The organism is Streptosporangium sandarakinum, from assembly GCF_013409935.1.
Classification (GTDB): domain Bacteria; phylum Actinomycetota; class Actinomycetes; order Streptosporangiales; family Streptosporangiaceae; genus Streptosporangium; species Streptosporangium nondiastaticum.
The window spans coordinates 2,271,870-2,293,229 of sequence record NZ_JACCCO010000001.1; the positions used below are offsets into that span (position 1 = coordinate 2,271,870).

The window sequence follows — 21,360 nt, forward strand, 5'->3', positions numbered from 1 at the left end:
GGACGTCATGCGCATCGTGTCCCTCGCCGGCGGTATCGGCGGCGCCCGCTTCCTGCGCGGCCTGCGCGCCGCGGCCCCCGACTCGGAGATAACGGTCATCGGCAACACCGGTGACGACATCGTCCTGTACGGCCTGCAGGTCTGCCCCGACCTCGACACCGTGATGTACACCCTGGGCGGCGGCATCGACGAGGAGCAGGGCTGGGGCCGGCGCGACGAGTCCCACGTCGTCAAGGAGGAGCTGGCCGCCTACGGCGTCGAACCGCAGTGGTTCGGCCTGGGAGACCGCGACTTCGCCACCCACATCGTGCGCACCCAGATGCTGCGGGCCGGATACCCGCTGTCCGCGGTCACCGAGGCCCTGTGCGCCCGCTGGGAGCCGGGTGTGCGGCTGATCCCGATGACCGACGACCGCGTCGAGACCCACGTGGTCGTCTCCGACGAGCTGGGCCGCCGGGCGATCCACTTCCAGGAGTGGTGGGTGCGGATGCGCGCGTCCGTCCCGGCCGAGCGGATCGTCCTGGTCGGCGCCGACGAGGCCCGGCCCGCCCCCGGCGTGCTGGAGGCCGTCGCCGAGGCCGACGCGGTGATCCTGCCGCCGTCCAACCCGGTGGTCAGCATCGGCACGATCCTGCAGATCAAGGGCATCCGGGAGGCCCTTGAGGGCAAGACGGTCGTCGGGGTCTCCCCCATCGTCGGCGGCGCCCCGGTCCGCGGCATGGCCGACGCCTGCCTCGCCGCGATCGGTGTGGAGACCACCGCCCAGGCCGTCCTGGAGCTGTACGGCTCGCCGCTGCTGGACGGCTGGCTGGTCGCCGAGGAGGACGCCGGGGTCGGCCTCGACGGCGTCCGCGTCGAGGCCCGCCCCCTGATCATGCACGACGTCGAGGCGGCGACCGCGATCGCCCGCGCCGCGCTCGACATGGCCACCGACCTCGCGGCCTCGCGCGGCCGGGCCACCGGGACCGGGAGCGAAGCCACCGGAGCGCGGAACGAAGCCGCCGGGGCACAAGACGAAGAGGAAAGATGAGCAGGACCCGCCGCAAGCAGGACGAGCAGCCCGCCGAGACCAGACTGGAGATCTTCCCCGTCCCCGGGCTGCCCGAGGTACGGGAGGGGGACGACGTCGGCGCGCTGATCGCCGCGGCCATGCCCGACCTCCGCGACGGCGACATCCTCGTGGTCACCTCCAAGATCTCCAGCAAGGCCGAGGGCCGGGTCCGCCGCGGCGTAGGCCGCTCGGAGGCCGTCGCCGACGAGACCCGGCGGGTCGTCGCCCGGCGGGGCGAGACCGTCATCGCCGAGACCTCGCACGGGTTCGTGATGGCCGCCGCCGGGGTGGACGCCTCCAACTCCGAGCCCGGCACCGTCGTGCTGCTCCCGGCCGACCCCGACGCCTCCGCCGTGGCCGTCCGCAGGAGCATCCGGGAGCGGCTCGGCGTGTCGGTCGCGGTGATCGTCTCCGACACCTTCGGCCGTCCCTGGCGCAACGGCCAGACCGACATGGCCGTGGGCGTGGCCGGGATGACCGCCATGCTCGACTACCGGGGCCTGTCCGACGACTACGGCAACCCGCTCGAGGTGACCCTCACCGCGATCGCCGACGAGTTCGCCGCCGCCGGAGACCTGGTCAAGGGCAAGATCGCACAGACCCCGGTGGCGGTGATCCGCGGCATGGCGGAGTACACCACCGAGGAGGACGGGCCGGGCGTGCGGGAGCTGGTCCGCCAGTCCGAGGACGACATGTTCCGGTACGGCTCGCGCGACGTGGTCTTCGCCCGCCGCACCATCCGTGAGTTCGCCGCCGAGCCGGTGGACGGCGCCAAGGTCCGCCGGGCGGTGGACGCGGCGATCGCCGCCCCGGCGCCGCACCACACGACCCCCTGGCGGTTCGTGCTGCTGGAGTCGGCCGAGGCCCGTCTGCGGCTGCTCGACGCCATGCGGGAGGCGTGGATCTCCGATCTGCGGGGCGACGGCTTCTCCGAGGCGTCGATCGAGCGGCGGGTCAGGCGCGGGGAGGTGCTGCGGGCGGCGCCGTACCTCGCCGTGCCCTGCCTGGTCATGGACGGCTCCCACACCTACCCCGACCGGCGCCGCGCGGCGGCCGAGCGGGAGATGTTCGTGGTCGCGGCGGGCGCCGGGGTGCAGAACTTCCTGGTCCAGCTCGCGGTGGAGGGTCTGGGGTCGGCCTGGGTGTCGTCCACCATGTTCTGCCGCGACGTGGTCCGCGAGGTACTGGACCTGCCCGCGACGTGGGACCCGATGGGCGCCGTCGCGATCGGCCGCCCGGCCGCGCCGCCGCGCGAGCGGGCCCCGAGGAAGGCGGACGACTTCATCGCGGTCCGGTAGGCCGGATCCCGCCCTTCCGACAAGAAAGATTGTCGGATACAGTGGTGGCATGCTGGATGTGGCGGTGATCGACGACCCGGCCGCGGCCGAGGTCTCACTGGACCCGATCCGGGCCCGGTTGCTGGCCGAGCTGGCCGAGCCGGCCTCGGCCACCATGCTGGCCGCCAAGGTCGGCCTGCCCCGTCAGAAGGTCAACTACCACCTGAAGACCCTGGAGCAGCACGGCCTGGTGGAGCTGGTCGAGGAGCGCAGGAAGGGCAACGTCACCGAGCGGGTGATGCGCGCCACCGCCTCCTCCTACGTCATCTCCCCGGTCGCGCTGGCCCCGGTGGCGCCCGACCCGTCGCGCGCGCCCGACCGGCTGTCGGCCCGCTGGCTGCTGGCCGTCGCCTCCCGGCTGGTGCGCGACGTGGGCGAGCTGATCAGCGGCGCGACCCGGGCGCAGAAGCGGGTGGCGACGTTCGCCATCGACGGCGAGGTGCGCTTCGCCTCGGCGGCCGACCGCGCCGCCTTCGCCGAGGAGCTGTCCGGCGCGGTCACCGCGCTGGTCGCCAAGTACCACGACGAGACGGCCGAGGGTGGGCGGCCCCACCGCCTCGTCATCGCGATTCATCCGCGCGTCACTCCCGAATCGGTGCAGACTCGGACCACCGGGTCCGACGGCACCGAGGAGAGCTGAATGCTGCACGAGTTCGATCTGCGCAAGGAGATCACCCTTCCGGCCACCCCCGAGGAGGTGTGGGAGGCCATCGCGACCGGTCCGGGCATCGACTCGTGGTTCATGGGGCGCAACGAGGTCCTCGGCGGCGAGGGCGGCAGCACGCGGATGACCCTCGGCGGCATGGCGGAGGGCTCCACCATCACCGCCTGGGAGCCGGGCAAGCGGTTCGCCCACCGCGGCGAGGAGGCCCCCGACGGCAGGTTCATGGCCTTCGAGTACCTCATCGAGGGACGCGACGGCGGCAGCACCGTGCTGCGCCTGGCGCAGCACGGCTTCCTCGGCGACGACTGGGAGGCCGAGTACGAGGCCATGCAGGAGGGCTGGGACATGTACCTCCACACCCTGGCCGCCTACCTGCTCCATTTCCCCGGCCGCACCGCCACGGCGGTCGTCTCCGCCTTCCGCCCTGGGTCCGCCGACCAGGACCGCGCCTGGTCGCTGCTCACCGGCGCGCTCGGCCTGCCCGGCGACCCCGCCGCGGGCGACCCGGCCCGCGTCACGGTGGACGGGCTCGCCCCGGTCGAGGGCGTGGTCGACTACGCCGCCGGACGGTCCCTGCTGGGCGTCCGCACCGCCGACGGCCTCTACCGGTTCATCCACTCCGGCCCGGAACGGGGCGACGTGATGGTCCTGGGCCACCACCTGTTCGCCCCCGACGCCGACGCCGCGAAGGCCGAACGGGCCTGGCAGGACTGGCTCACCGCCCTGTTCTCCTGATCATCGGGCGGGGACGTCGCGGGCCGCCCCTCCTTTCGGAGGGAACGCCCCCGCGATGCCCGTCCGGCAGGCTCAGCGCGCCTCCAGCGGGAGCGGGGCCCGTACGCTGCGGCAGACGCCGTCGCTCGCCGCGGCGGCGGCCAGCCGCTCGGCGTCCGGCACACCGTAGGAGGTGGTGCGCTGCCGGACCGGCCGGCCGGTGGGGGCGACCATCGCCGCGATCTCGGTGATCGTCTTGAAGGAGCCGTTCTCGGATCCGGCCATGCGGCTGATCGTCTCCTCCATCAGCGTGCCGCCGAGGTCGTTGACGCCGCCCTGGAGCACCTGGCGGCACAGGTCGTCGCGGAGCTTGACCCAGGAGCACTGGATGTTGCCGATCGCGCCGTGCAGCAGGACGCGGGCCAGCGCGTGCACGGCCCGGTTCTCCCGTGCCGTCGGTCCGGGCCGGGCGATCCCGGCGAGGTAGATGGGGGCGCTGGTGTGGACGAACGGCAGCGGCACGAACTCGGTGAAGCCGCCGGTCTCCTCCTGGATACGGCGGATCAGCCGGATGTGCCGCACCCAGTGGGCGTGGGTGTCCACGTGGCCGTACATCATCGTGGCCGTCGTCGGGATGCCGAGCCGGTGGGCGGTGGTGATCACCTCGACCCACTCGGCGGCGGGCAGCTTGCCCTTGGTCAGCACCCACCGCACGTCGTCGTCGAGGATCTCGGCCGCGGTCCCCGGCAGGGAGTCCACGCCCGCCTCCCTGGCCCCGGCGAGCCACTCCTCGACGGACACGTTGAGCCGGCTGGCGCCGTTGACGACCTCCATCGGCGAGAAGGCGTGCAGGTGCATGTCCGGCACCCGGGCCTTGACCGCGCGGGCGAGGTCGAAGTAGGCGTCACCCGGCATGTCGGGGTGGATGCCGCCCTGCATGCACACCTCGGTCGCCCCGGCCTGCCACCCCTCCCAGGCGCGGTCGGCGACCTGCTCCAGGCTGAGCGTGTAGGCGTCGGCGTCGGTACGGCGCTGCGCGAAGGCGCAGAACCGGCAGCCGGTGTAGCAGACGTTGGTGAAGTTGATGTTCCGGTTGACGACGTAGGTCACGTCGTCCCCGGCCGCCTGGCGGCGCAGGTCGTCGGCGATCCGGCACAGCTCGTCCAGCGCGGCGTCGTCCGCGCCCGCGCCGTCGGCGTCGCCGGCGGTGTCGAGGAGGATGAGCGCCTGCTCCTCGGTCAGCCCGGCCGGGTCGGACGCGGCCCGCCGCAGCGCCTCCGACACCTCCCCCAGCAGCGCCGCGGGCGCCCGCCCGGCACGGTCCCCGGACGGCGGGCCCGCGGGCAGGCGGTCCCTCAGGGCGTCCCAGTCGCCGTAGACGTGGTCGAAGTCGTCGCGGCGGTCGCGGCTGCGTCCCTCGGTGTCCACGGCCGTGTGCAGATCGGTCCGGCCCGCGGCGGCGAACCCGCCGTCCGGCTCCTGCCAGGGGCGGCCCACCGGCGTCGCGCCCTCGCGGGCCAGGCCGGTCTCCGGGTCGGCGAGTGCGGCCACGTGCCCGCGCAGCCGGGGGTCGAGCCACGGCTCGCCGGCCAGCACGTACTCGGGGTAGATCGTCAGCCGCTCACGCAGGGTGAACCCGGCGGCGGCGGTGCGGGCGGCGAGGTCGTCGATCTGCGGCCAGGGCCGCTCGGGGTTGACGTGGTCGGGCGTCAGCGGAGAGACGCCGCCCCAGTCGTCGATGCCGGCCCGGATCATCAGGGCGTGCTCGCCGTCCACCAGGTTGGGCGGGGCCTGCAACCGCACGCGCGGTCCGAGCACCAGCCGGGCCACCGCGATCGTGGCGGCCAGCTCCCGCAGGTCGGCGTCGGGCATGCCGCGCATCGCCGTGTCGGGCTTGGCGCGGAAGTTCTGGACGATGACCTCCTGGAGCCCGCCGTACTCGCGGGCCACCGCGCGCAGCGCGAACAGCGACTCGGCGCGCTCGGCGACGGTCTCGCCGATGCCGATGAGGATGCCGCTGGTGAACGGCACGTTCGTGCGCCCGGCGTCCTCCAGGACGCGCAGCCGTACCGCCGGGTCCTTGTCGGGCGAGCCGTAGTGCGGGCCGCCCTTCTCCTCGAACAGCCGCCGCGAGGTGGTCTCCAGCATCATGCCCATCGACGGCGCGACCGGCTTGAGCCGCTGCAGGTCGCGCCAGGACAGCACGCCCGGGTTCAGGTGCGGCAGCAGCCCGGTCTCCTCCAGGACCCGGATCGCCATGGCGCGGACGTAGGAGAGGGTGTCGTCGTAGCCGTGGGCGTGCAGCCACTCGCGGGCCTGGGGCCAGCGGTCCTCGGGCCGGTCGCCGAGGGTGAACAGCGCCTCCTTGCAGCCCAGTTCCGCGCCCCGCCGGGCGATGTCCAGCACCTCGTCGGGGCCGAGGTACATGCTCTCCAGCCGGTGCGGGGCGACGGCGAACGTGCAGTAGCCGCACCGGTCGCGGCAGAGCCGGGTCAGCGGGATGAAGACCTTGCGGCTGTAGGTGACGACCCCCGGCCGCCCGGCGGCGGCGAGGCCCGCGTCCCGGACCCGCCCGGCGTGTTCCAGCAGGGCTTCGAGGTGCTCTCCGGTCGCGTGCAGCAGGACGGTGGCCTCGGTGACGTCGAGGGTCTTGCCGTCCCGGGCACGGGCCAGGGCTCGCCGCGTCGCGGTGTCGGTGGGGTTCACGCTCATGGGGGCACATTACGGCCCGCTCCCCGGCCGGCTCGCCGCGGGTCCGGATCGCCGTCCAGACATTTCAGCAGATCTGAACTGTCAGGTAAAGAAAGTCTCGATAGACGTAAATGCATGCGTAAACATATATTTGAGGAGTCCCAAGGAGATCCCTGACAGGAGCCGATGATGATCTGGTTTCTTCTCGCCCTCGGCCTCGTCGCCGCCCTCGGCCCGCTGGCCGGTGCCGACTCACGCGACAGCCGCGACTGGCAGCCCGCCACGGCCTTCGCGGACCGCTTCCCGGTCAGAAAGAGCGGAAGTCGCGCGCGGCGAGCCGCGGCCCGCGAGCGGGCGGCCGCTCACCGCACAGCGCCAACAGCCGGCTGACCCGGTGCCGGTGGCCCCGGTAGGGGGCCAGCAGCCGCAACATCCCCGCGTCGTCGGTCCGCTCCCGCGCCAGCGACCAGCCGACCAGCGACGGAAGGTGGAAGTCGCCCACCGACACCGCGTCCGCGTCGCCGTGCGAGCGCTGCCGCACCTCCGCGGACGTCCACACCCCCACCCCGGGCAGCGCCCGCAGCAGCCGGTCGGCCTCGGCACTGCCCGAGACCGCCTCCAGTTTGGCGGCGTGCCACGCGGCGTTCGCGATCGTCCGCGCCCGTACGGCCTCGGCCCCCGCCCGGTGCCAGTCCCACGAGGGGATCGACCGCCACACCTCGGGGGCGGGGAAGACCCGCATCCCCTCGGGCGCGGGGCCCGGGGCGGGCTCGCCGTACCGGCGCAGCAGCCACCGCCACGCCCGCCACGCCTCGGCCGTCACAACCTTCTGTTCGAGAACGGCGGGGACCAGCGCCTCCAGCACCCGGAAGGTGCGCCCGATCCGCAGGCCCGCGTGCCGTCCGGCGGCGAGGCGGACCACGTCGTGCGCCGGGACGAGCCCCTCGGGGTCGTCGTCGGCGCCGAGCAGCGCAGGCAGGGTCTCCAGCAGCCAGCCGGCCCCCGGTCCCCACGCGGCGCCGCTGACCCGGCCGTGCCGCAGCGAGACCCGTAGCGTGCCGGGACCGTCGGGGGTCCGTGACGTCCGCCATACCGCCCCGTCGGGGGTCATCCGCCAGGCGGGGTCACCGCCGCCCCGCCGGTGCGGCGCCAGGACGAGCTCCAGGTCGAGCGGCCGGTCCTGCGGCCACTCACGCCGCTTCGGCCCGCCGCCCGCCGGGCCGGTGAGGACCGGCGACGCCCCGGTCCCGGCTTCGGACGGCCGGAGCGCCTCGCCGGGCGTCCCGACCGGCCCGCGCGGCCCGACCGTCCAGGAGCCGCCCGCGCCGCGCGGCGGCCAGGCCGCGCCGGGGCCCCTGCGGAAACGCCCTCCCATGCCGCTCCCCTTGCCCCCGGGCCGTACCCGCGAACCGCGGTCAGACGTCGCTGGAGAAGCGGACGGCGCACTCCGGCAGCACGACACCCGGCCAGAGACGGCTGCCCGCGAGCAACTCGTTGCCGGAGCCGACCACCGCGCCGTCGCCGATCACCGCCCCCCGCAGGACCGCGCCCGGGAAGATCTCGGCGCCGATCCCGATCACCGAGTCGACCACCGTCGCCCCCTCGTGGACCACGCACTCGTCGCTCAGCACGCTGCCGGAGACCTGCGCGCCGGACTCCACGACCGCGCGGGCGCCCACCGTCGAGCCGCCCTCGACCTTCGCCTCGGGCGAGACCACCGCGCCGGGCAGGGCGAGGAACTCGCCGGTGGGGCCGGGCAGGGCCGGCGAGTGGAGGCGGCCGAGGACCAGGTCGCGGGAGCCCTTGACGAACGCGGCGGGCGTCCCCACGTCGAGCCAGTAGGAGGCGTCGGCGTACCCGAGCACCGGGACGCCCGCCTCGATCAACGAGGGGAAGGTCTCCCGCTCGACCGAGACGACCTCGCCGGCCGGGATCGTGTCGATCACCGAGCGGGTGAAGACGTAGCAGCCGGCGTTGATCCGGTTGGTGACCGGGTTGGGGGTCTTCTCCAGGAAGGCCGTCACCCGGCCCTCGTCGTCGGTCGGCACGCACCCGAAGCGCGTCGGGTCGTCCACCTCGGTCAGATGCAGGGTGACGGCGGCCCGCCGCTCGACGTGCATGGCGACCTGCGCGCCGATGTCGTGGCCGGACAGGATGTCGCCGTTGAGCACCAGCACCGGCGCGTCGGGGCCGCAGGTCAGCGCCTCGGCGGCGTTGCGGATGGCGCCGCCGGTGCCGAGCGGCGTCTCCTCGGTCATGTACTCCAGCGAGAGGCCGAACGCCGAGCCGTCCCCGAACGCCTCGGAGAACATCTCCGCCCGGTAGGAGGTGGCGAACACGATGCGCCGCACGCCGAACGAGCGGGCCCGCGAGAGCTGGTGCGCGAGAAAGGGAACCCCCGCCGTGGGCAGCAGCGGCTTGGGCGTGCCGAGGGTCAACGGACGAAGGCGCGTGCCCTGTCCACCGACAAGGAGGATCGCCTCAAGATCCGGCAAAGGGGTTTCCATCATCCCGCGAGGTTAGCTCACTATTCGACCGCGCGCCGATACGACACGACGTGCGCCTCCGCGGAAGCCTCCCAGGTGAACTCCCTGGCACGGGCCGGACCGGCCGCCGAGAGCGCCCGGCGGCGCTCCCCGGAGGCCAGCAGCGCGCGCAGCGCCTCGCCGATGCTGACGTCGTCGGGTTCGGTGTAGGCGACCGCGTCGCCGCCCACCTCCGGCAGCGAGGCGCGGTGCGTGGTGAGCACCGGGGCGCCGCAGGCCATCGCCTCCAGAACCGGCAGCCCGAAGCCCTCTCCCAGGGAGGGGAAGGCCGCCACCGTCGCCCCGCCGAAGAAGCCGCACAGGTCGGTGAAGGCGAGGTATCCCGGCATCAGCACCCGCAGGCGCGACGGCGCCTCGCGCACCGCGTCCTCCACGCCGGCGTCGCGGGCGCCGGCCGTACCCCCGGCCAGCACCAGCGCGGGAGGCGCGGGCAGGTCGCCGACGGCGCGGACGAAGCCGCGGACGAGGTTGGGGACGTTCTTGCGCGGCTCCAGCGGGCCGAGGAAGGCCACGTAGGGGGCGCCGTGCAGGCCGAGCCGGTCGGCGGCGTGCCTGACCTCCCGCGCGGACGGCGGATGGAAGAGCGCCGGGTCCACGCCGTGGTAGGCGACGTCGATCCGGGTCGGGTCGGCCGCGAGCACCCGGACCAGCTCGTCCCGCGTCGCCTTGGAGGGCACGATCACCCGCGCGGCGTGCCGTACGGCCGTGCGGGTCGCCGAGCGGAAGAACGCCGCCTTGAGCGGGTCGTGCCGGGCGGGCTCGGTGAAGCAGGTGACGTCGTGGACGGTCACCACGGTCGGCAGGCCCGAGCGCAGCGGCATCGAGTAATAGGGGGCGTGGATCACCGTGGCGCCGGCCTGCCGGGCGAGGACCGGCAGGCCGGTCTGCTCCCACGCCAGCCTGGCCGCGCGGTTGGCGATCCGCAGCGGGCCGGTGAGGATCCGCGCCGACGGCGCGAGCGCGGCGTACCGCTCGCCGTCGGCCCGCTGGCAGACGATCGCGAGGTCGGTGCCGGCCCGGTCGAGCGCCGCGACGAGCCCGTCGACGTATCTGATCAGTGCGCCGCGGTCCGCGGGGACCGCGGCCGCGTCCACAAGCACCCGGAACGTCACCGAGGATCACTCCCCCCAACGGGTTCGGTGTGATGCGCGCGGAAGGGCCGCCCCTCTCCGGTCCCTCACTCTATTGCCAGAGCCTCGGGAAATGTGCGACGAATCACACAGGTTCTCCCCGTGCCGCCCACCCGGACTCTCCCGGGCGACGTCATGCCGGGGAGGGCACCTCACGCCGTACCGCTCACCCGGGTTCCCCGCGCGGCATCATGCGGGGGCACCTCACACCGTGCCGCTCACCCGGATTCCTCCCGGGCGGCGTCGTGCGGGGAGGGCACCTCGCGCCGCGCGGCCAGGCCGGCCGCGCCCGCGCAGACGAGGTCGCCGATGACGATCACGACCCGGGAGCAGAGCGCCACCGCGATGGCCGACCCCCGGTCGAGGACCGGCGCCATGACGGCCACCATCGCCACCTCGCGCACCCCCGCGCCGGCCGGGACCACGAACGTCATGATGCCCAGGCACCACGACAGCGCGAACGCCCCGATGGAGAACAGCACCGCCGACGCCCCGGAGGGGCCGAGCTGCGTCACGAGCGCCGCCAGGTGCAGGCCGTAGGCGATCCAGCCGAGCGTCGCCCAGCCCAGCGCGGTGAGCATGCCCCGGCGGGTGAGCGGGCGCTCCAGCGGGCCGCGGCCCAGCTTGCGCAGCCCGAACCCGAGGACGGCGTTGATCACCCGCGGCTCGAACGCCACCGCCAGCACCGGCACCAGCAGGAACACCCAGGCGTACGGCACCGCCGTCCCCGGCAGGGCCACCAGCAGCGTCACCGCCGAGACGACCAGCCCGCTGGCGAGCTGCACCGGCAGCGTCAGGAAGAACGCCGCGGCGCTGCGTGGCCGGGGCACGCCCAGCTCCCGGCCCATCTCCATCTGCGCGAGCACCGGCCACAGCGAGCCGGGGATGTACTTGCCGAGCTGCCCGACGAAGAAGACCTTCGCCCCGGCGCGCACCGGCAGCGGCGAGCCGAGGTCCGCCAGCAGCGACCGCCACGTCATCATGCCGCCGCCCAGCGCCGCGACCACCGCGACCAGCGACAGCACGAGCGACGGCCACGACAGACGGGCGAAACCGGCGCTGATCTCCGTCCACTGGCGCGCCACCGCCCATGCCCCGAACCCCAGGGCGACGAGCAGGAACGCGACGCGGACCAGCCTGCGCAGCGGCTTCGCCGGCCTGGCGGGCCGCACGGCTCCCTCTTCCTCTTCCCGACGGTCCTCGGGCCTCTCCACGGGCATGCGGCCTCCCCGGGACCTCATCGTCCGGCCACCGGACTCACCGCGTGGCCACCGGGTCGGGCGGCTGGGGCAGCGACGGCCCGGCCGGGCGGCGGCCGCCCTTGGTCGCCACCCACAGGTAGGTCGGCACCACCGGCAGCAGCGCCCGCAGGACGGGGCGGGGCAGCCGGGACAGCACGGCGGTGGCCGCGCGGCCCGCCGCGCCAGGGAACAGCTCCGACCCGGCGAAGGCCGCCGGGGTGGCGAGCACCGGGAAGGTGTAGTCCCACACCCGGAACCCCCGGGCCATCCGCCGCAGGCCGCTGCGGGTGCGGTATCGCTCGTAGTAGCTGTCGGCCCGGCCGAAGAGTCGCACGTAGCGGTCGGCCAGGGCGGGCGGCAGGTAGGACAGGAACGGCAGCTTGTAGTGCGGCTCCATCACCCCGAGCCGGTTGCCCAGCCCGAGGTACAGGACGCCGCCGTCGGCCAGCACCCGGTGCATCTCGGCCATGATCGCGTCGGGGTCGACGACGTGCTCGTAGATGTGGTTGAACACCAGCACGTCGATCGAGGAGTCGGGAAACGGCAGCGCGGTGCCGTCGGCGCACACGAACCGGACCCGGTCGCCGAACCGCTGGGCCGCCCGGCGCAGGCCGGGCACGTCGATGTCGACGCCGAAGGTGCGGCGCGCGCCCGCCGAGGCCAGCTCGTCGGCGATGAACCCGGCCGAGCAGCCGATGTCGGCGACGGTCAGCCCTTCCAGGACGTCCTTGTCGCGGCCGAGGAAGTGACCCAGCACCGCCACGATCTTCGCGGCCTTGCGGCGGCGCTTCTCCTCGTCCAGCATCGCCGCCTGGAACTCGGAGTACTCCAGCTGGGCCTGGCGCTCCCCGCCCGCCCCGCCTCCCGGCCTCCCGGTCGCCTTACCGCTCGCCTTTCCGCTCACCGAGTCGTCCACCGCTCCCCGCTCGCCCGCGCCGTCACCCGGCGCGTCCGGCCCGTCGTCCGTCGTCCGCCGGCTCCGGTCGCCCGGCGGCGCCTCCGGCTCCTCGTCCGTCGGCGTCCGTCGGCGTCCGTCGTCGTCGGCCGCCCGGCGGCGCGTTCTCACCGGCGCCGCCATGCCGCCCAAGCGTACCGGCGCGCCCGCTCCCTACCGCCCGGTACGGTCCCGGCCGTACTGTGGGCGCATGCTGCGCCGACTCCGGACAAGCCGCCTGCTGCGGGTTCTCCTCGCCCTCGTCGCCATCGGCTTCCTCGGCTACGGCCTGACCCGGAACTGGGACGACACCCGCCGCGCGCTGGCGGAGCTGTCGTGGTGGTCGGTGGCCGGGGCCTGGGCGTCGGTGATGGCCGGGGCGGGCTGCATGCTCGTCGCCTGGCAGCGGGTGGTCGCCGGGCTCGGCTCGCCGCTGCCGCTGCGCGTGGCCGCGCGCGTGCTGTTCGTCGGGCAGCTCGGCAAGTACGTCCCGGGGTCGGTCTGGGCCTACGCGGCGATGATGGAACTGGGCCGCGACCACGGCTGCCCGCCCCGGCGCACCTTCAGCGCCACCTCGCTGGCCCTGCTGGTCTCGCTGGGCTGCGCGGTCGGCCTCGCCGCCGCCACGCTGCCGTTCACCGCCCGGTCGATGGCCGGGCGGACGTGGTATCTCGTCCTGGTCATCCCGGTGATCGCGGTGTGCCTGCACCCGAGGGTCCTCACCTGGGGGCTGAACCTCGCGCTGCGGATCGCCCGCCGGGAGCCGGTCGAGCGGGTGCTGCCCGGCCGCGCCCTGCTCGCGGCCCTCGGCTGGACGCTCCTCGGCTGGCTGGTGTACGGCCTGCACGCCTGGCTCGTCCTGGGCGACCTGACCGGCGACTTCTCCCTCTACGCGCTCGGCGCCGGAGCCTACGCCGCCGCCTGGGCCACCGGCCTGCTGATCGCGGTCGTCCCGGCGGGGGTCGGCGTGCGCGAGGCCGCGATGGCCGCGGCTCTCATGTCGGGACTGAGCCAGGACGCGGGCGGCCTCGGGACCGTGGAGACGGTGGCCGTCGTCTCCGTCGTCGCCCTCGTCTCCCGGCTGGCGTTCACCCTCACCGACCTGGCCTGGGCCGGGATCGGCTGGCTGCTCGGCCGCCGGGCTCAGGCCCCGGCGGAGACCAGCGCGTCGGCGTACGCCGCCCAGTAGGGGTCGGGGTCGACGGCCTTGACCCCGGCGCGCAGCCGCTCGGGCTCGCCCGGCCGGTAGAACCTCTCCAGCGTCGCGCGCAGCTCCTCCACCGACCCCGGCTCGACGAGCAGGCCGTCCACGCCGTCAGTGACGTGGTCGGCGAGCGTGCCGACCCGGGTGGCGATCACCGGCACCCCCAGCTCGTGGCCGAGCCACACCTGCTGGCTGGCCGTACCACCGCGGTAGGGCAGGACCAGCGCGTCCACGTCGGCGAACAGCGCCGGGAGGTCCTCGTCGGCGACGTAGCCCGGCCGCAGCTCCACCCGGGTGGTCAGCCCCAGCTCGCTGACGAGCGCCTCGATCTTCTCGCGGACCCCCCAGAACTCCCCGGCCACCCGCAGCGAAACGCCCTCGGGCAGCGCGCGGATCAGCAGGTCGAGCCCCTTGTACGGCCGGACCAGGCCGAAGAACAGCAGCCGGTTCGTCACGCCCTCGACGTGGTCGTTCCCACGCAGTCCCCGCGGCAGGTGCGGCGCCATCTCGGCCACCCTCACCGGGGCGGACGTCAGCCCGCGGGCCAGCCCGGCCTGCTTCTCGGAGTGCGTCAGCACGCCGTCCACCCGGCGCAGCAGCGCCCGCACCAGCGGCTCGTCGTACGGCTTGCGCTCGTGCGGCAGCACGTTGTGGCACAGCGCCACCACCCGGGTGCGCCGCCGCAGGCCGGACAGGATGCCGAGGTAGGGCGGCACCTGCACGGAGCTGAGCAGTACCAGGATCACCAGGTCGGCGCTCGCGAGGCGGCGTCCGGCGCGGAACCAGCCGTCGGGCCGCCGCCAGTCGAGGTCGCGGCGGACGTTCGGGAAGGGCCGCTCGTCCGGGGTGTCCACGGTCTGCTGCCCGGGGTACAGGAACGACGGGTACTGCGCCCGCCACGACTCGACCACCACGTCGTGGCCGGCGTCGCGCAGCCGGTGCGCCAGCTCGGCGGTGTGCGCGGCCCCGCCGCCCTTGTACGGGTGGACCGGCCCGACGATCGCGATGCGCATCTACTCGCTCCTGGACCGCACGATGAGGTCCGCCAGCAACGCCAGCGAACCGATGAGCAACCCGGAGATGAAGATCACGATGGTGTTGCTGGCGAGGTAGAAGGGGTGGATGACGTTGTCGTAGATCCCCTTGACGATACCGATGCAGACCAGCCAGATGGCCGGGGGCATCAGGACCTTCAGCGGGTTGAAGTACATCACCATCCGCAGCACCTGCAGGATGTAGCGGTAGGCGTCGGAGATGAAGCTGAACTTCGACTTGCCGGCCCGCTTGCTGTACTCGATCGGCAGGTAGTAGACGTCGTGCTGGTTCGACAGGAACGACAGCGTGATCGTGGTGACGCAGGAGAACCCGGGCGGCAGCAGCCGCAGGTAGGGCCTGGCGACGGACTTGCGGAACGCCCGCAGCCCGGAGTTGAGGTCGGGGATCTTCTGCCCGGCCAGCCGCTCGGCCACCTTGCGGATGAACCACTTGGCCGGCACCCGCAGGATCTTGTGCGAGCCCTCCTCGGTGGTCCGCGCGCCCACGACCTGGTCGATCGTGGGGTCCTTCTCCAGGAGCTGGACCAGCTCGGGGATCCGCTCGTTGGGGTAGGTCATGTCGGCGTCGGTCCACACGACGATCTCGCCGCGGGCCTCCTGGGTGCCGATCCGGCGGACGGTGCCCGACCCGCCGTTGCGGTGGAACGCCCTGATCCGCATGTTCGGGAACCGCGGCGCGGCCTCCTGCAGCCTGGCCAGGGTCTGGTCGGTGGAGCAGTCGTCGACGGCCACGAGCTCGTAGGTGTACCCGCTGGCGTCCATGGCCGCGCAGATGCGCTCGACCTCGTCGATGACGTGGTCCTGCTCGTTGTAACAGGGCAGAACGATCGTCACGTACGGCGTTGCGTCCACGGCTGGTCCACTCTCGGAGGTCGTCTCGGTCGTACTCACGTCCGGCGAGGATACTCAGCCTATCCGAGCCCCGTGGCCACATGCCCCGGTCCGGGATCCCCGCAGGGGCCGCCCCTGAGCCTTCGGGAGGAGGTCACGCGGCCGGCGGCGGGGTGAGCGCGGCTCCGCCGAGCGGGCCGCCGGCCGGCCTTCCGGCTCCCCGTCCGCCTCCTCCGGTCACAGAACGTCCTCGGTGGTGAGGGCCGTCAGGACCCGGAGGGAGGGTTCTCGGCGGGGACGGTCATCCAGGCGTCGATGGCGGTGGACCAGGTGCCGTCCGGGGGGCTGACGAGGGAGCGTTCGTCCTGGCGGGTGCGCAGCGCCATCACCTGGACCGGCTCGCCGTACCGGGTGAGCTGGCTCCCCTTGACGGCGAGCAGGACGGGGACGCGGCCGGCGGCGCGGATCCGGGAGGCCAGGCGCAGCACGTCGGTCTTACCGGCGACGTCGGAGCCCCACAGCAGGGCGACCCGCGCGGCGGGGACGCCGCAGGCGCCCCGGACCACCTGGGTCAGCCGGTCGCCGGTGACCCGCTCGACGATCAGCACCGAGGCCCGTTCGGGCAGGGCCGCGCACATCGCCTCGACGGCCGCGCGCTCGCCCCGCTCGACCGGGGTGAAGGCCGTGCCGATCGAGGTCACGGCGGCGGGGACGACGAGCAGCGCCGCGCCCACGACGGTCAGACTCCGCTGCGCGGCCGGACCGTAGCCCATCCGGCGGATCTTGTCGCGCGCCCAGCGCAGGCCCCACACGGCGAGCACGATCAGGCCGGGCAGGACGACCGGGACCAGCCGCCGGGCGGCCCAGGGGTGGTCGGGGGTGATGGCCGGGCGGTAGAGGGTCGTGACGGTGGTCCAGCCGATCACGGCCAGCGGCAGCAGCCAGCCGAACCCGGTGCCGCGGGCGAGCCTGCGGGCCAGGACGGCCGCGGCCAGCGTGGCGAGCACCACGGCGGGCACGCCGATGTACCACATCACCCAGTGCAGGGAGTCCTCGTAGTACAGGCGGGTGCCGTCCACCGGCAGGCCGTTGGCCCGCTGGGTGTTGGTGATGAACAGGGCGTTCAGCCGGTCGGCCCGCGTGGTCGGCACCCTCGTGACCTGGTGCAGCCACGGCCGGGCGGCGAAGACGGCCATCACCGCGACCACCAGGCCGGCGACGGTCTCCGGCAGCCACCGCAGCGCCGCGACCCGGCGCAGCGCGGCGGCGAGCGGCCGGGCCAGCAGCGCGGCGACCACGGTGAGGGCCACGACCGCGCCGCAGATGAGCAGCAGCGGCGTGAGCGAGCTGGACAGATATTTCAGGTACGGCCGCGACAGGAGGTAGCCGGCGGCGACCCCCAGCCCGGTGCCCACGACGAGCCCGCCGAGCAGCGGGAGGCCGAGCCGTCCCTCCTCCCGCAGGCCGGTCCGGCCCATGGCGATGAGCAGACCGGCGTAGACGAGCACCGGAAGCACGTCGCGCAGCCCGTCGATCCTGACCAGGACCGCCAGCCCGAACACCAGACCGGCCAGTGCGGCTCCGGCCAGCGCGGCGCGCGGCTGGGCCTCGCGGACCTCCCCGGGCAGCTCGGCGGAGGGCGTGGTGGGCAGGTAGCCGAGGCCGGTGACGCCGGCGCGGAGCCTGGCCCGGGCGTCGTGCAGCAGGATCAACCCGCCGAAGATCAGGATGAGGGACGGGATCTCGCTGAACGTCGTGCGGGCGGTGTAGAGGAACGGGAGGCTGACCGCGAGCAGCAGGGCGGCGACCGGCGCCCAGCGCCCGCCCGCCAGCCGGGCGGTCAGCCCGGCGACGACCAGCACCGCCAGCGCCCCCAGCACGGGCGGCGCCAGGAGGAGCCCGGTCAGGCCGCCCAGCCAGTGGCCGAACGCGTACAGCAGCGGCGGGCCGGGCATGAACTGCGGCACGACCGCGCCGCCGGAGTCGTAGAAGCCGGCGCTGTAGAACTGCAGCGCCGGGTCGGGTCCGCCGAGGGCCGCGATGTCCCGCGGGATCGGCAGCGAGCCGTGCCGGGCCAGCCAGATCGTGGTCTGCGCGTAGGTCGCGGGGTCGCGGCGGACGACGAGCTGCTCGCTGTGGAAGACGGCGTTGAAGACCGCCGAGCCCAGCGCCACCGCGACGACCGCGCCGGTCTGCCGGGCCGTCGCCTCGACCGTCTCGGGCAGGCGGCGCAGGCCGTACCGGCACAGGGCGGCCGCCGCGAGCAGGCCCAGCGGCACCGCGACGAGCGGCCGGAACCAGCCGAGCAGCAGCAGCGGCAGCCCGGCCAGCAGCCAGCCCACCAGCACGAGCGCGGGCGCGGCCGACAGCACGGCGAGCACGGTGCCCGCCGAGGGCCCGCGCTCGCGGTCTCGTGAGCCGGCCTCGGCGGCCGGCGTCGAGGGTGGTGACGGCCTCATAGCTGGACCCGAGCGTAGCGGCGGCCGGAACCGGCGGCGACGGGCGGCCGGAACGGGCACCGCGTCCGGAGCCGGAACGGGCGCAAGACCGGGTGCGGCGTCCGGCGCGGTGCCGGGTGCTGCGTCCGGCGCGGGGCCCGGGCCGGAGCCGGTAGCGTACGCAGCGCGCGAAGGGGGCTGGACGTGGGCGGGCGGGTGCGGCGATACCGGCGGTTCCTGCGGGACACGGGCGCGTGGGCGCGTGGACGGCTCCCGCGCGGCGTGGCCGGAGGGGTGCGGCGTCACCGGTGGTTTCTGGGGGTGCTGGGCCTCGGGGCCGCCCTGCGGGTGGTCACCGTGCTGGGATACCGGCCCGCGCTGTGGTTCCCCGACTCCTACACCTACGTCGTCACCGCCATCAAGCCCCGGCCCGACCTGGTCCGGCCGGCCGGGTACTCCATGTTCCTGCGGTTGTTCGAGCCCTTCCACAGCTTCGCCCTCGTCGCGTCGGTCCAGCACCTGCTGGGTCTCCTGGTCGGTGTGCTCGTCTACCTCACCGCCCGGCGGCTGGGCGCCCCCGGCTGGGCGGCGGTGCTCGCGTCGGTCCCTCCGCTGCTGGACGCCTACCAGATCGAGCTGGAGCACCTGCTTGTCTCAGACACATTGTTCGCCACTCTGGTCATGTCGGCCGTATGCCTCGCCGTGTCCCGGGCGACTGGACCGGTTTCTCCAGGTTCGTCCGCTCCGAGCCGGACCGTAGGGCTGGTGGCGGCGGGCGGGATCGGCCTGCTGGCGGCGGCGGCGACGCTGACCAGGACGGTCGGCCTGCCGCTGGTCGCGCTCTTCGCGGCCTGGCTGGTCTACCGGGCGCGGGGCCGGGTGCTCGCAGCCGGGGTGATGATCGCGGCGGCGCTGGTGCCGATCGCCGGGTACGCCCTCTGGTTCCACACCTCCCACCAGCGGTTCGGCCTGGTGGGCGCGAACGGCGTCTTCCTGTACGGCAAGACGATGACCTTCGCCGACTGCGCGGTGATGAGGCCGCCGCCCGACCTGGCCGTGCTGTGCGACCCGCGCCCTCCGGCGGCGCGGCCCCCGGCCCAGGAGTACGTCTGGAGCAAGGACTCGCCGCTGGTCAGACTGCCCGGCATCACCTTCACCGAGGAGAACGACGCGCTGGCCGGGCGGTTCGCGTCGCTGGCCATCACCCGCCAGCCGCTCGACTACCTCGGCTCGGTGCTGTCGGAGCTGGCCCGGTCCTTCACCCCGGACCGCCCGGTCTACCCCGACGCGGAGGTCTACGGCTACTACGAGTTCCCCGCGACGCCGCCCCCGCCCCCGGGCCGCTACCCGGCCACGGTGGGCGCCGAGTTCGCCCGGCGTTACGAGCGGGGGCCGATCGACGTCCGGATCGCCGAGCCGTACGCGGGCTGGATGCGCGCCTACCAGAGCGTCGCCAGGCTGCCCGGCACGGTGGTGCTGGTGATCGTCCTCGTCCCGCCGGTGACGGCGGCGGTACGGCGGCTCCGGCGGGGTCCGGCGGGGCGGTCGTGGCGGTTCCGGCGGGGGCCCGCGGGGGTGAGCGGCGGACCGGCCGGGGCCGGGCCGGCGGCCTGGCCGCTGCCGTGGGCGACCGCGGTGTTGCTGCTGGTCATGCCCCCCGCGGTGGCGGAGTTCGATTACCGCTACGTGCTGCCCGCCGTACCGGCGGCCTGTCTTGCTGCCGCTTTTATGGCGTCTAAACCTTCGTTACATAACATTCCAAGAAATGTCCGTATCTGAGTATGCTGGCCGCCGGATCATTCACGGGGGCTGTCAGGGCTGTCATGACCAAGTTCGCATCATCATGTCGTCCGGCACTCGTCTCGTGACCTACTCTTTGGGCGCAATGAGCGAGCTGAGACAGCACCGGACGTTGCCGCCAGGCGAGGAGATCGCATGAGCGACCATCGGCAAGTCGCTGTGAAGGACCGACGGGCCGAGCCCACCGGGCCCGGCCGCAGGGCCGCGCGGCGCGCGGGCGGCGACGACCGGCCCCCGCCCGAGGAGCCCCCGGTGTCCCGCCGCTCATCCAGGTCACCGCGACGCGGTGGGCTGGGCCTGAGCCGCTGGATCGGCATCGGGGTGACCGGCCTGCTGGTCCTCGGCACGCTGGGCGGCTACAAGGTCTACCACGACATCGAGGGCGAGTTTAAGAAACTCAACATCGATGACGAGCTCGGCAAGAACCGCCCGCCGGAGACCGGCGCGCTCAACGTACTCATCGTGGGCTCCGACACCCGCGAAGGCGCCGGCAACAAGAGGTACGGCCAGCACATGCAGGGCCTGGGCGAGCGGACCGACACGATCATGCTGCTCCACATCTCCCCGGACCGCGACAAGGCGACCCTGATCAGCTTCCCCCGGGACTCCGTGGTCCAGGTGCCCGAATGCCGTAGCCCCCAGACCAAGGCGGTCATTCCCCCCGGCCCCAGAATGATCAACGCGACGTTCAACGAGGGCGGCATCGCCTGCACCTGGAAGACGATCGAGTCGCTGACCCAGATCCACATCGACCACTTCGTCAAGGTCGACTTCTCCGGGTTCAAGAACATCGTGGACGCGCTGGGCGGTGTCCCGATCTGCGTCTCCAAGGACGTGGTGGACAAGAAGGCCAAGCTGGAGCTCAAGGCGGGCAACCACGTCGTGAAGGGCGAGACGGCCCTCGCCTACGTCCGGGCCCGATACTCGATGGGCGACGGCAGCGACCTCAGCCGGATCAAACGGCAGCAGGTCTTCCTCAACCAGGTGATGAAGAAGGCCACCAGCTCCGACCTGCTGACCGACCCGATCAAGCTGAACTCCTTCCTGAAGGCCGCGGCCGGCTCGCTCACCATGGACAGCCACCTCAACGTCAACCGCATGCTGGAGATCGCCCAGAGCGCGAAGAAGCTCACCGCCAAGGGCCTGCAGGCCATCACCGTCCCGTGGATGCCCGACCCGGCCGACAAGAACCGGGTCGTCTGGCGGCCCGAGGCCGCCAACCTGTTCGAGGCGATCCGCGCCGACACCGAGGTGACCCAGCCGGACAAGGCGTCCACCAAGCCGGCCGTCAAGAACGAGCAGGTCCGGATCCAGGTGCTGAACGGCACCGGCAGGCCCGGCGTGGCCGGCGAGGCGGCCGCCAAACTGGCCGACCAGGGCTTCGTGGTGGTCCAGACCGGCAACGCCGGCCCGGCCACCGGCGTGCCCACCACCTCGGTCCGCTACGCCAAGGCCGAGACCGAGGGCGCCGCGTACGGCGACGCGCTGGCCCTGCGGCTCTCGGGTGACAAGCTCACCCCCGTCGCGGGCAAGATGCGGCCCACCAACGTGCAGAACTACGCGCCGACCATCCCGGTCACCACGCCTCCCAAGGGCCCGATCATCCAGCTGGTCATCGGCAACGACTGGAAGGGCGTCCGCGTCCCCACCAAGATCCCCGACTCCCTCAAGGGCAACGTCGTCGACAGCAAGACCGACCCCTGCCAGTGATCCGCGAAGCCCGC

General features: G+C 73.7%; 16 protein-coding genes. 7 read left to right on the forward strand and 9 right to left on the reverse strand.

What is annotated here, in order from left to right:
• Positions 1 to 7 precede the first annotated feature (7 nt).
• The 4 genes from cofD to HDA43_RS09985 are packed head-to-tail and all read left to right on the forward strand — an operon-like array spanning position 8 to position 3,787.
• The gene (gene cofD / locus HDA43_RS09970; protein ID WP_246423937.1) at positions 8 to 1,030 is read left to right on the forward strand and encodes a 2-phospho-L-lactate transferase; all 1,023 of its coding nucleotides are present in this window, start codon (positions 8 to 10) and stop codon (positions 1,028 to 1,030) included.
• A complete protein-coding gene (locus HDA43_RS09975) occupies positions 1,027 to 2,349 on the forward strand; it encodes a coenzyme F420-0:L-glutamate ligase (protein WP_179819444.1) in 1,323 nt (440 codons plus the stop codon). The genes cofD and HDA43_RS09975 overlap by 4 nt, the downstream gene beginning before the upstream one ends.
• Positions 2,350 to 2,398: 49 nt before the next feature.
• The gene (locus HDA43_RS09980; protein WP_179819445.1) at positions 2,399 to 3,028 is read left to right on the forward strand and encodes an ArsR/SmtB family transcription factor; all 630 of its coding nucleotides are present in this window, start codon (positions 2,399 to 2,401) and stop codon (positions 3,026 to 3,028) included.
• Positions 3,029 to 3,787 (forward strand): SRPBCC family protein, encoded by a 759-nt coding sequence (locus HDA43_RS09985; RefSeq protein WP_179819446.1) that lies wholly within the window; start codon positions 3,029 to 3,031, stop codon positions 3,785 to 3,787.
• Positions 3,788 to 3,859: 72 nt separating this feature from the next.
• Here the strand turns inward: HDA43_RS09985 and HDA43_RS09990 are convergent, their stop codons facing one another.
• The 6 genes from HDA43_RS09990 to HDA43_RS10015 form a co-directional block, all read right to left on the reverse strand.
• Positions 3,860 to 6,478, reverse strand: coding sequence for a bifunctional FO biosynthesis protein CofGH (locus HDA43_RS09990; protein ID WP_179819447.1), 2,619 nt, complete (start codon positions 6,476 to 6,478; stop codon positions 3,860 to 3,862).
• A gap of 286 nt (positions 6,479 to 6,764) precedes the next feature.
• Positions 6,765 to 7,832 carry a DNA-3-methyladenine glycosylase family protein gene (locus tag HDA43_RS09995; protein WP_246423938.1) on the reverse strand — a complete coding sequence of 356 codons (1,068 nt, stop codon included), beginning with the start codon at positions 7,830 to 7,832 and terminating at the stop codon, positions 6,765 to 6,767.
• A 40-nt stretch (positions 7,833 to 7,872) separates the two neighbouring features.
• Positions 7,873 to 8,967, reverse strand: a complete 1,095-nt coding sequence (gene manB / locus HDA43_RS10000; protein WP_179819448.1) for a mannose-1-phosphate guanylyltransferase — start codon at positions 8,965 to 8,967, stop codon at positions 7,873 to 7,875.
• A gap of 17 nt (positions 8,968 to 8,984) precedes the next feature.
• Positions 8,985 to 10,115, reverse strand: a complete 1,131-nt coding sequence (locus HDA43_RS10005; protein ID WP_179819449.1) for a glycosyltransferase family 4 protein — start codon at positions 10,113 to 10,115, stop codon at positions 8,985 to 8,987.
• A gap of 236 nt (positions 10,116 to 10,351) precedes the next feature.
• A complete protein-coding gene (locus tag HDA43_RS10010) occupies positions 10,352 to 11,353 on the reverse strand; it encodes a lysylphosphatidylglycerol synthase transmembrane domain-containing protein (RefSeq protein ID WP_246423940.1) in 1,002 nt (333 codons plus the stop codon).
• 37 nt (positions 11,354 to 11,390) lie between these two features.
• Positions 11,391 to 12,452 (reverse strand): class I SAM-dependent methyltransferase, encoded by a 1,062-nt coding sequence (locus HDA43_RS10015; protein ID WP_246423941.1) that lies wholly within the window; start codon positions 12,450 to 12,452, stop codon positions 11,391 to 11,393.
• 67 nt (positions 12,453 to 12,519) lie between these two features.
• Between HDA43_RS10015 and HDA43_RS10020 the strand changes: the two genes are divergently transcribed.
• Complete coding sequence (locus HDA43_RS10020; RefSeq protein ID WP_179819450.1) at positions 12,520 to 13,497, forward strand: lysylphosphatidylglycerol synthase transmembrane domain-containing protein; 978 nt, start codon at positions 12,520 to 12,522, stop codon at positions 13,495 to 13,497.
• On the opposite strand, the gene HDA43_RS10025 is transcribed toward HDA43_RS10020, so the two are convergent.
• From HDA43_RS10025 to HDA43_RS10035, 3 genes are all read right to left on the reverse strand, one after another.
• Positions 13,452 to 14,525 carry a glycosyltransferase family 4 protein gene (locus HDA43_RS10025; RefSeq protein ID WP_179819451.1) on the reverse strand — a complete coding sequence of 358 codons (1,074 nt, stop codon included), beginning with the start codon at positions 14,523 to 14,525 and terminating at the stop codon, positions 13,452 to 13,454. The genes HDA43_RS10020 and HDA43_RS10025 overlap by 46 nt on opposite strands.
• A complete protein-coding gene (locus HDA43_RS10030) occupies positions 14,526 to 15,419 on the reverse strand; it encodes a glycosyltransferase family 2 protein (protein ID WP_179819452.1) in 894 nt (297 codons plus the stop codon).
• Positions 15,420 to 15,664: 245 nt separating this feature from the next.
• Positions 15,665 to 17,857 (reverse strand): hypothetical protein, encoded by a 2,193-nt coding sequence (locus tag HDA43_RS10035; RefSeq protein WP_246423942.1) that lies wholly within the window; start codon positions 17,855 to 17,857, stop codon positions 15,665 to 15,667.
• Between the two features lie 183 nt (positions 17,858 to 18,040).
• Between HDA43_RS10035 and HDA43_RS10040 the strand changes: the two genes are divergently transcribed.
• Both HDA43_RS10040 and HDA43_RS10045 read left to right on the forward strand, forming a co-directional pair.
• The gene (locus HDA43_RS10040; RefSeq protein WP_312873151.1) at positions 18,041 to 19,615 is read left to right on the forward strand and encodes a hypothetical protein; all 1,575 of its coding nucleotides are present in this window, start codon (positions 18,041 to 18,043) and stop codon (positions 19,613 to 19,615) included.
• Between the two features lie 156 nt (positions 19,616 to 19,771).
• The gene (locus tag HDA43_RS10045) at positions 19,772 to 21,346 is read left to right on the forward strand and encodes an LCP family protein (protein ID WP_179819453.1); all 1,575 of its coding nucleotides are present in this window, start codon (positions 19,772 to 19,774) and stop codon (positions 21,344 to 21,346) included.
• Positions 21,347 to 21,360 lie beyond the last annotated feature (14 nt).

Bases quoted from the DNA above. Each gene is read 5' to 3' on its own strand.
- cofD (WP_246423937.1), top strand. From the start codon at position 8: ATGCGCATCGTGTCCCTCGCCGGCGGTATCGGCGGCGCCCGCTTCCTG.
- HDA43_RS09975 (WP_179819444.1), top strand. From the start codon at position 1,027: ATGAGCAGGACCCGCCGCAAGCAGGACGAGCAGCCCGCCGAGACCAGA.
- HDA43_RS09980 (WP_179819445.1), top strand. From the start codon at position 2,399: ATGCTGGATGTGGCGGTGATCGACGACCCGGCCGCGGCCGAGGTCTCA.
- HDA43_RS09985 (WP_179819446.1), top strand. From the start codon at position 3,029: ATGCTGCACGAGTTCGATCTGCGCAAGGAGATCACCCTTCCGGCCACC.
- HDA43_RS09990 (WP_179819447.1), bottom strand. From the start codon at position 6,478: ATGAGCGTGAACCCCACCGACACCGCGACGCGGCGAGCCCTGGCCCGT.
- HDA43_RS09995 (WP_246423938.1), bottom strand. From the start codon at position 7,832: ATGGGAGGGCGTTTCCGCAGGGGCCCCGGCGCGGCCTGGCCGCCGCGC.
- manB (WP_179819448.1), bottom strand. From the start codon at position 8,967: ATGATGGAAACCCCTTTGCCGGATCTTGAGGCGATCCTCCTTGTCGGT.
- HDA43_RS10010 (WP_246423940.1), bottom strand. From the start codon at position 11,353: ATGCCCGTGGAGAGGCCCGAGGACCGTCGGGAAGAGGAAGAGGGAGCC.
- HDA43_RS10015 (WP_246423941.1), bottom strand. From the start codon at position 12,452: ATGGCGGCGCCGGTGAGAACGCGCCGCCGGGCGGCCGACGACGACGGA.
- HDA43_RS10020 (WP_179819450.1), top strand. From the start codon at position 12,520: ATGCTGCGCCGACTCCGGACAAGCCGCCTGCTGCGGGTTCTCCTCGCC.
- HDA43_RS10025 (WP_179819451.1), bottom strand. From the start codon at position 14,525: ATGCGCATCGCGATCGTCGGGCCGGTCCACCCGTACAAGGGCGGCGGG.
- HDA43_RS10035 (WP_246423942.1), bottom strand. From the start codon at position 17,857: ATGAGGCCGTCACCACCCTCGACGCCGGCCGCCGAGGCCGGCTCACGA.
- HDA43_RS10045 (WP_179819453.1), top strand. From the start codon at position 19,772: ATGAGCGACCATCGGCAAGTCGCTGTGAAGGACCGACGGGCCGAGCCC.